At 51.3% G+C, this 7724-nt stretch carries 9 protein-coding genes and 1 pseudogene; 5 read left to right on the top strand and 5 right to left on the bottom strand.

Features of this window, described 5'->3' with window-relative positions; all coding sequences use genetic code 11:
* Both HMPREF2954_RS04410 and HMPREF2954_RS04405 read right to left on the bottom strand, forming a co-directional pair.
* A pseudogene (locus HMPREF2954_RS04410) lies at positions 1–316 on the bottom strand (transferrin-binding protein-like solute binding protein); the annotation flags it as partial.
* Positions 317–528: 212 nt separating this feature from the next.
* Positions 529–1152: a biliverdin-producing heme oxygenase gene (locus HMPREF2954_RS04405; protein ID WP_045075778.1), complete on the bottom strand. Its 624-nt coding sequence runs from the start codon at positions 1150–1152 to the stop codon at positions 529–531.
* A gap of 453 nt (positions 1153–1605) precedes the next feature.
* On the opposite strand from HMPREF2954_RS04405, the gene HMPREF2954_RS04400 reads away from it, so the two are divergent.
* The 3 genes from HMPREF2954_RS04400 to HMPREF2954_RS04390 are packed head-to-tail and all read left to right on the top strand — an operon-like array spanning position 1606 to position 3422.
* Positions 1606–2142, top strand: a complete 537-nt coding sequence (locus HMPREF2954_RS04400; RefSeq protein WP_045075775.1) for a gamma carbonic anhydrase family protein — start codon at positions 1606–1608, stop codon at positions 2140–2142.
* Between the two features lie 40 nt (positions 2143–2182).
* On the top strand, positions 2183–2782 hold the full coding sequence (locus tag HMPREF2954_RS04395) for a Maf family protein (protein ID WP_045075772.1): 600 nt from the start codon (positions 2183–2185) through the stop codon (positions 2780–2782).
* Positions 2783–2807: 25 nt separating this feature from the next.
* Positions 2808–3422, top strand: coding sequence for a hypothetical protein (locus HMPREF2954_RS04390; protein ID WP_039409426.1), 615 nt, complete (start codon positions 2808–2810; stop codon positions 3420–3422).
* A gap of 81 nt (positions 3423–3503) precedes the next feature.
* On the opposite strand, the gene HMPREF2954_RS04385 is transcribed toward HMPREF2954_RS04390, so the two are convergent.
* Complete coding sequence (locus HMPREF2954_RS04385; RefSeq protein ID WP_045075769.1) at positions 3504–4769, bottom strand: Glu/Leu/Phe/Val family dehydrogenase; 1266 nt, start codon at positions 4767–4769, stop codon at positions 3504–3506.
* A 395-nt stretch (positions 4770–5164) separates the two neighbouring features.
* On the opposite strand from HMPREF2954_RS04385, the gene HMPREF2954_RS04380 reads away from it, so the two are divergent.
* Both HMPREF2954_RS04380 and recX read left to right on the top strand, forming a co-directional pair.
* The gene (locus HMPREF2954_RS04380) at positions 5165–5875 is read left to right on the top strand and encodes a phosphoglycolate phosphatase (protein ID WP_045075767.1); all 711 of its coding nucleotides are present in this window, start codon (positions 5165–5167) and stop codon (positions 5873–5875) included.
* 275 nt (positions 5876–6150) lie between these two features.
* A complete protein-coding gene (gene recX, locus HMPREF2954_RS04375; RefSeq protein ID WP_045075763.1) occupies positions 6151–6621 on the top strand; it encodes a recombination regulator RecX in 471 nt (156 codons plus the stop codon).
* Positions 6622–6694: 73 nt separating this feature from the next.
* Here the strand turns inward: recX and HMPREF2954_RS04370 are convergent, their stop codons facing one another.
* Positions 6695–7189 (bottom strand): DUF302 domain-containing protein, encoded by a 495-nt coding sequence (locus HMPREF2954_RS04370; protein ID WP_045075760.1) that lies wholly within the window; start codon positions 7187–7189, stop codon positions 6695–6697.
* 54 nt (positions 7190–7243) lie between these two features.
* Positions 7244–7609: a rhodanese-like domain-containing protein gene (locus HMPREF2954_RS04365; RefSeq protein WP_045075758.1), complete on the bottom strand. Its 366-nt coding sequence runs from the start codon at positions 7607–7609 to the stop codon at positions 7244–7246.
* Positions 7610–7724 lie beyond the last annotated feature (115 nt).

Genomic DNA, 7724 nt, shown 5'->3' with positions numbered 1-7724 from the left:
CCTCTTCAGCTTTCTTGGCTTCTTCGGCTTTCTTGGCTTCTTCGGCTTTCTTAGCCTCTTCGGCTTTCTTGGCCTCTTCAGCTTTCTTGGCCTCTTCAGCTTTCTTGGCCTCTTCAGCTTTCTTGGCTTCTTCGGCTTTCTTAGCGTCTTCAGTTTGTTTTGAATCACCTCCTCCGCCCGAGCCGGAATTATTGCCCGGCTGTTGCGGGGTCGGTGCAGGCTGTGCAGACGGCGTGCCACTACCGCTTGAGCCGCATGCACTCAATGCGATGCTGCAAGCAATCGCCAACATACTTAATTTAAATGATTCCTTCATGGTAAAACTCCTGAATGTGATAATGGTATTTTGGAATGATGGTGATAAAATATTTGATAATTATTTACATCAAACCAATTAAAATATACCGCAAATGCGGATAACCAAACGGTACTAAACTTACATCAGTATGAAGGCCGTCTGAAAGCGGAATTTATGAATCCGCGTATACAGATGTGTTTCAGACGACCTCTACTTATATCGTCAAACCATTAATGACGGTGCGGAACAAAGCCTTCCGGAGCTTCCGCGCCTTCAGGCAGGCCGAAGGTTTCGCGCAGAACGACTTTGTAGAACGCAAACGCATCTTTTGCGCCTTGAATCGCTTCGGCTTCGGCTTCAGGGCTTAAGCCCAAAGCATTCAAATGCTCGACAAAGGCACGCCAATGTTTACCGCGTCCGTTCGGATGGGGGGCGAGGTGGCGCGCACCGTGTTCGCCGTTGTAATCCAGCTTCTGCGCGTGTTTAAACAAAAATGCTGCGCCCAAATTGGAACCTTCGGCGCAATACAGCCAGCCGATGGCTTTATTGTTAGTTTCGTGCGGCAGCGGTTTGCCGTATTCGTAAGGTTTGTCGCCCAAATCCGCCAAGTCTTGCGTTACCGCGTCGTAACGCGCCATGTATTCCAGCTCGGGAATGGCTTTGTTCAATTCGGGGTCTTTATAGATATGATCGACCGCTTTGTGGAACACGGATTGCAGCTTCAAGAATTTGATGTAATTCTCTTTGTTGGTAAACGGCTCGACAGACATGACCAAATTGTCCACGCTGTCGTGAATGGTGGTGGTTTGCTCTTTCAGCCGTTTGGCAAAAGTCAGCTCTTGTGTTTCGCTCATGTGAATATCCTTCATAAAGTTTCAGACGACCTTCAGGCCGCCTTTATTTAAACAAGGTGGATTGGATAGGTTTGAAAACGAATATGGGATGGAAGCGGAGGTTTGCGGGATGGGAAACCCGCGAAATCCGTTTGAAAACAAACCATCGGGTTTCGTTATTTTGTGAAATATTTTTTTAAAAATATATATCATTCTAATTCAAATGGCAAGAGAATGATTTGCAGCTACTTGCAACTACAAGATAATAACGGACAATTTCCCACCTTCGGCAAACAAAAGATTCCGGCTTAACAGAAAATGGTTTCTTAACCATAAAGAATATTGTTTACAAAGACATGACTGCATCTTGGCAGATACCGCCCTTGCCCCGCCTGCGTCAAAACGGCATACTTTCGCCATACCGAGCCGCAGGTCGCCTGAAACCTGCCATACCGTCAAAAAGAAAGAGACAACATGAACCCCATCCGCCCATTCTTAAACCATACCCCGCAAATCCACGAATCCTGCCTTATCGATGAAACTTCGGTCATCATCGGCGAAGTATCGCTTGCCGAAGACGTATCCGTCTGGCCGTATGCCGTCTTGCGCGGCGACGTGAACAGCATCAGCATCGGCGCACGCAGCAATGTGCAGGACGGCAGCGTCTTACACGTTTCGCACAAAAACGCCGAAAAACCCGAAGGTTCGCCCCTTGTCATCGGCGAAGACGTAACCGTCGGACACAAAGTCATGCTGCACGGCTGCCGCATCGGCGACCGCGTTTTAATCGGTATGGGAACAATTATTCTGGACGATACTGTCGTCGAAAGCGACGTGATGATAGGCGCAGGCAGCCTCGTGCCGCCACGCAAACGGCTGGAAAGCGGCTATCTCTATGTCGGCTCGCCCGTCAAACAAGTCCGCCCGCTGACCGACAAGGAAAAAGAATTTTTGAAATACTCGTCCGCGCATTATGTGCGCCTGTCCGGACAACACAAACAGTCAAAATAATTTTCAGACGACCTTATATCCTCTTAAAAAAGAAAGTGTTATGCACACACTCTACCTAGCCTCCGGCAGCCCGCGCCGCCGCGAAATCCTCGAAAACCTCGGATATGCGGTTATCCGTATCCCTGCCGACATCGATGAAACACCGCATTCCGACGAAAACGCCGCCGATTATGTGCAACGTATGGCGCAGGAAAAAAATGCCGCCGCTGTCGAGCAATGGTTTGCCACCCACGACGCGCAGCCCGAATATCCAATTCTGACCGCCGACACTACGGTCGCCTATCAAAACCACATCCTCGGCAAACCGGAAACCGAAGCCCAAGCAGCCGAAATGCTCGCCCGGCTTTCAGGGCAGACGCATCAGGTGCTGACTGCCGTATGCGTATATTGGCAAAGGAAAACGCGCGGTGTTTTACAAACCAGCGACGTGCGTTTCAAAACCCTGTCTGCCGAAGAAATATCCGCCTATATCCGAAGCGGCGAACCGATGGACAAAGCGGGCGCGTATGGCATTCAGGGTTTGGGCGGCGTGTTTGTCGAGCATTTGCAAGGCAGCTTCACCGGCGTGATGGGCCTGCCTGTTTACGAAACGGCCGGCTTGTTGGAACGATTCGGATTGAGCGTTCCCCCATTTGCCTGATTTTAAATACCTCCGAACAAACATCATGAAAACATACGCCTTCCCCTTTTTATCCGCAGTATTCCTTCTTGCAGGCTGCACTGCTTTTTCAGACGACGGCACACCCTCCGTCCACAAAGGCAACGACAGCATCCTCTCTTTCGGAAAGCTTGGCTCTGCTACGGAAGATGCGCCTGCAGGCGGCTGGGTCATGCTCGGTGATCAATACACCTATGTGTTAGACAAAGGGTCGTCTGAAAAGCTCTCTCCCATCTTTAAGGCCAAACTGAAACATCCCTACGAAATCAAGTTTGCCTATTCTGTGAAGAATATCAAAAAGGCAGGGGTTACCGTTTGGCAGGAGGATCGCAGATTCAGCACACTGCTTTGCCTGTCTTACCCCCATGCCGATAAAGATGAAGAAAAAACACTGGAAAAATTGGCGTTCACCTCCAGTAAAGGGGAAAAAACGCCATTCAGGTGCATCAACCTCGACGGCAAAATCTATCAACCCGCCCCGGCTGCCGGTTCGGGTTTGCCGCTGCACGTCAATCTCGACATCCACACCCGTTCTTCCGACAAAAACCTGACCATCGACGTACCTCCCCTATCCGCAAACATACGTCCCGCAATGCCACCCGTCCGCCCGCTCCATTTTTAAGCACTATCCGCCGCACAAACCAAAAGGTCGTCTGAAAATTTTTCAGGCGACCTTTTCTCAAGCTAACGCTTCAAAATTTGATCAGTACCAACCGCGCAGCTTCATCGCTTTTTCAACGCGGCGGATACTCATCATGTAAGACGCGGTACGCAGGTCCACATCATACTCTTGCGCCAGATTCCAAATATCGCGGAACGCGCGGCGCAGGACGACGGTTTCTTTTTCCTGAACTTCGTCAAATTCCCAGTAATAGCCTTGCAGGTTTTGCACCCATTCAAAATAGGAAACGACCACGCCGCCGCAGTTCGCCAGAATATCGGGCACGACCAATACGCCGTTTTGACGCAGGATGGCATCGGCTTCGGGCGTAGTCGGACCATTTGCGCCTTCGACCACGATTTTGGCGCGTACTTTGCCCGCGTTTTCGGAAGTCAGTTGGTTTTCCAGCGCGCAAGGGGCGAGTACGTCCACATCCAATGCCAAGAGTTCGGCGTTGCTGATTTCTTTGCCGTAACCCGCTTCGTTGGTAATGAAGCCTTTTTCTTGGAACTCTTTGAAGAGGGCTTCCATATCCAAGCCGTTTTCGTTGTAGATGGCGACATCGACGGTGGAAACGGCAACGACTTTCGCGCCGGATTGATGCGCGTAATAGCCTGTGTGATAGCCCACATTGCCGAAGCCCTGAATGGCGTAGGTCGCGCCTTTCACGTCTTTGCCGAGTTTTTCCAAAGCTTGGACGGCGGCAAAGTTCACGCCGTAACCTGTCGCTTCGGTACGCGCCAAAGAGCCGCCGAATTCGACCGGTTTACCGGTGAACACGCCCGGCGCAGATTTTTTAACGACATTTTCGTAGGCATCAACCATCCACGACATGATTTTGCCGTTGGTGTTCACGTCAGGTGCAGGAATATCGATTTTCTCGCCGATGAGCGGGGAAATGGCTTCGGAATAAGCGCGTGCAATGCGTTCCAACTCTGCTTCGGAATAATCGCGCGGATCCAAAGTAATGCCTCCTTTGCCGCCGCCGTAAGGAATGCCCGCAACGCAGCATTTGATGGTCATCCAAATCGACAAGGCTTTGACTTCGTCCAAATTCACATTGGGATGGAAACGCACGCCGCCTTTGTAGGGGCCGACGGCGTTGTTGTGTTGCGAACGGTAGCCGGTGAAGGTTTTGACCGTGCCGTTGTCGAGTTTGACTGGGAAGGTAACTTCCAAAACGCGTTGCGGGCTTTTCAGGATTTCATACACCGCAGGGTCGGCATTGAGCCGGTCGCAGGCGGTTTTGACCTGTTTGCGGGCGATTTCGAAAGGGTTAAGGGTTTCTTTTGCGGCGGATTGGGACATTTCTCTTCCTTCTTATGTCGGGTTGAAGTTTAAGGGCTTTACATTTGTAACTATAACCAATTTCCAAATGAAATGTAATAGCATGTAGTCGCAAAAACGAGAGTTAGTTAATTTATATATGGTTTTATTTTTCAGACGACAAAAGGGTACATTCAAACTGCTTCTCCCATCCCTTTACAAAACATCCCCGTTTTCCGAACACACCCCAAAAACCTTTGTTTTTAAAAAAGGTCGTCTGAAAATTGAATCAGCCTGCCTTTCAAAGTCAAAGCTTCTGAAAATCAATGAAATGCCATTTCAAGCTCCAACTATATTGTTAACAATCCATCTGAAAACTACCTGTCGGGAAACAATGTTAAAATACGCGTCCCTGTCATTCACGAGCAAAACATATCATGACCGCCGCCATCGAACACGTCCAAGCCGCCGCCTTTGATTTGGACGGCACATTATGCGATTCCGTCCCCGACCTTGCCGCCGCAGCCGAAGCCATGCGCGAATATCTCGGCATGGAGCCGCTGCCCGCCAAAACAGTAGAAAGCTACGTCGGCGACGGCATCGGCAAACTCGTCCACCGCGTCATCACCAACGACCGCGACCAAGAAGCCGCGCCCGATTTGTGGGAAAAAGGTTTCGTGTTCTACATGAAATACTACCGCGACCACTTGAGCGACTTCACCCGCCCCTACCCTGAAACCGAAGCCGGGCTGGCATTGCTCAAATCGCTGGGCATCCCGCTGGTGGTTATCACCAACAAAAACGAAATCCTCGCCGCCGAACTCTTGAAACAGCTCGGACTCGCCGACTACTTCAGCCTGATTCTCGGCGGCGACAGCCTGCCCGAAAAGAAACCCAGCCCGCTGCCGCTGCAACACGCCGCCGAAGTCTTGGGCATCGATCCCGCCAACATGATCATGGTCGGCGACTCCCGCAACGACATCATCGCCGCCAAAGCCGCAGGCTGCCTCAGCGTCGGCGTCACCTTCGGCTACGGCGACATGACCCTGCTCTCACAAGACAAAGCGACCAAACCCGATTGGATTATCGGCTCGCTGCCCGAAATCTACGAAAACCTGCGACCGAAAAAAGCAGAAGACGACGAATAACCGATATCCTTGTTTTCAGACGACCTTTATTCCTGCTTCAAAGATCGTCTGAAAATAAAGCAGTGGAAATAAAAAGATTCGTCATTTCCGCACAGGCGGGAATCCAGACTTTAATTTTTCAGAATTGTTTAAAAGTTGTGTTGATTTCAAATCACTGGATTCCCGCCTGCGCGGAAATGACGAAATGAAAGTTTCTTATCTCCCACTATCTTGCAACCTGCAAGTCAGATTCAAGAATCTGACCTACGAATCGACCTTTTTCAGACGACCTCTGCATGAAACCCCAAAAATCCCTGCGCGCCCGCGCGATGGACATCCTTTCCCGACAGGAAATCAGCCGTGTCGGACTCAAGCGCAAGCTCGCCCCGTATGCCGAAAGCAAAGAAGAATTGGAAAACGTGTTAAACGAATTTGCCGAACGCAACTGGCAATCCGATCAACGCTATGCCGAAGCCTACATCCACAGCAAAAGCCGCCAACACGGCTCCCTGCGCCTGAAACAGGCATTGGCGCAGCAAGGCATAGACGAAACCGTCAGCCGCGAATTCATGCCCGACAAAGCGCGCGAACTGCAAACCGCAGTCGCCGTGTTGCGCAAAAAATTCAAACAGCCCGCCTCCGATTTGAAAGACAAGCAAAAACAAACGCGCTTCCTCGCCTATCGCGGCTTCGATATGGACACCATCCACGCCGCGCTCAAAAGTAGTTGGGACGAAGAAATATTCGACGCTTCTGAAGAATGGTAAGCCTGTTAACAATAAAAGGTCGTCTGAAACCTTTTTTCGGTTTCAGACGACCTTTCGATTATTTGGCTTATCCCTATTCCGCTACCGTTTTACGGATGAGCTTTTCAGCATTGGCGAGCGTGTTTTCGACTTCGGCAAACTCGATTTTGCTGCCCGACACCAGCGCGCGCGTGTCGTTGAATACGACTTGGACTGCGCCGTCGGTTTCGGTAACGAGGACGCGCAACGGCAGTTGCAGGGCGAAGGCGGGGTCTTTTTGCATCAGCGGCGTGCCGGCTTTGGGCGTGCCGAAGACGATGACTTTCGCGGGCTGCATGTCCAAACCGCTTTGGCGCGCGGCGGCTTGGTGGTCGATGACAGCGAACACGGTCATGCCTTTTTCTTTGACGGCGGTTTCCAAACGGCGGACGGTATCGTCAAAACTGTATTTGCTGACGGCGGTATGGGTTTGATTCATGGCGGAACTTTGTCGGGAATCGGGTTGTCGGGCGGCATCGCCGCCGTGTGAAGCGCAGGCGGTCAGGGCGGCGAGGATGGCGGCTGCGGCGAAGGTGCGTATCGGTTTCATGTTTTTCCTTGGATAAAAGGTCGTCTGAAACGTTTCAGACGACCTTGTTGCTGGTTATTTCAAACCTTTTTTTACCAAGTCTTCGTAACCGCCGTGGTTGGTTACGTTGGTGTAGCCTGCTTTTTTCAACTCGGTAAGCGCGGCTTCGGCACGGCGGCCGCTGCGGCAATAGAGGTTGACGGGCGCATTTTTGTCGGGACTGACGCTTTTGATGCGTTCGACGATTTGGTCGTGCGGAATATTGACCGCGCCTTGCAGGTGGCCGGATTTGAATTCTTCTTCGGAACGTACGTCAATCCATACGCCTTTTGCTTTGGCAGGTTGCGCGCTAGCGGCTTTGGCCGCGGGCGCGGCATAGGATACGGCGGCAGGCAGGACGAGTGCGGCGGCAGTCAGCGCGGCAGTCAGCAATTTTTTCATGGTCGTTTCTCCAAACGGTTGAACAAAAATATCAATCTAAACGGTTCGGCGGCAAAAAGCAATGCTCCGTCAACAGAAGGGTCGTCTGAAACGGGAGTTTTTTCAGACGACCCTT

Source organism: Neisseria sp. HMSC067H09 (assembly GCF_001814135.1).
Lineage (GTDB): Bacteria > Pseudomonadota > Gammaproteobacteria > Burkholderiales > Neisseriaceae > Neisseria.
This window is presented reverse-complemented; position numbering and strand designations above follow the sequence as displayed.

What these genes read in the sequence shown, in the direction of transcription:
- HMPREF2954_RS04405 (WP_045075778.1), bottom strand. Translation starts at nt 1,152, where the DNA reads ATGAGCGAAACACAAGAGCTGACTTTTGCCAAACGGCTGAAAGAGCAA.
- HMPREF2954_RS04400 (WP_045075775.1), top strand. Translation starts at nt 1,606, where the DNA reads ATGAACCCCATCCGCCCATTCTTAAACCATACCCCGCAAATCCACGAA.
- HMPREF2954_RS04395 (WP_045075772.1), top strand. Translation starts at nt 2,183, where the DNA reads ATGCACACACTCTACCTAGCCTCCGGCAGCCCGCGCCGCCGCGAAATC.
- HMPREF2954_RS04390 (WP_039409426.1), top strand. Translation starts at nt 2,808, where the DNA reads ATGAAAACATACGCCTTCCCCTTTTTATCCGCAGTATTCCTTCTTGCA.
- HMPREF2954_RS04385 (WP_045075769.1), bottom strand. Translation starts at nt 4,769, where the DNA reads ATGTCCCAATCCGCCGCAAAAGAAACCCTTAACCCTTTCGAAATCGCC.
- HMPREF2954_RS04380 (WP_045075767.1), top strand. Translation starts at nt 5,165, where the DNA reads ATGACCGCCGCCATCGAACACGTCCAAGCCGCCGCCTTTGATTTGGAC.
- recX (WP_045075763.1), top strand. Translation starts at nt 6,151, where the DNA reads ATGAAACCCCAAAAATCCCTGCGCGCCCGCGCGATGGACATCCTTTCC.
- HMPREF2954_RS04370 (WP_045075760.1), bottom strand. Translation starts at nt 7,189, where the DNA reads ATGAAACCGATACGCACCTTCGCCGCAGCCGCCATCCTCGCCGCCCTG.
- HMPREF2954_RS04365 (WP_045075758.1), bottom strand. Translation starts at nt 7,609, where the DNA reads ATGAAAAAATTGCTGACTGCCGCGCTGACTGCCGCCGCACTCGTCCTG.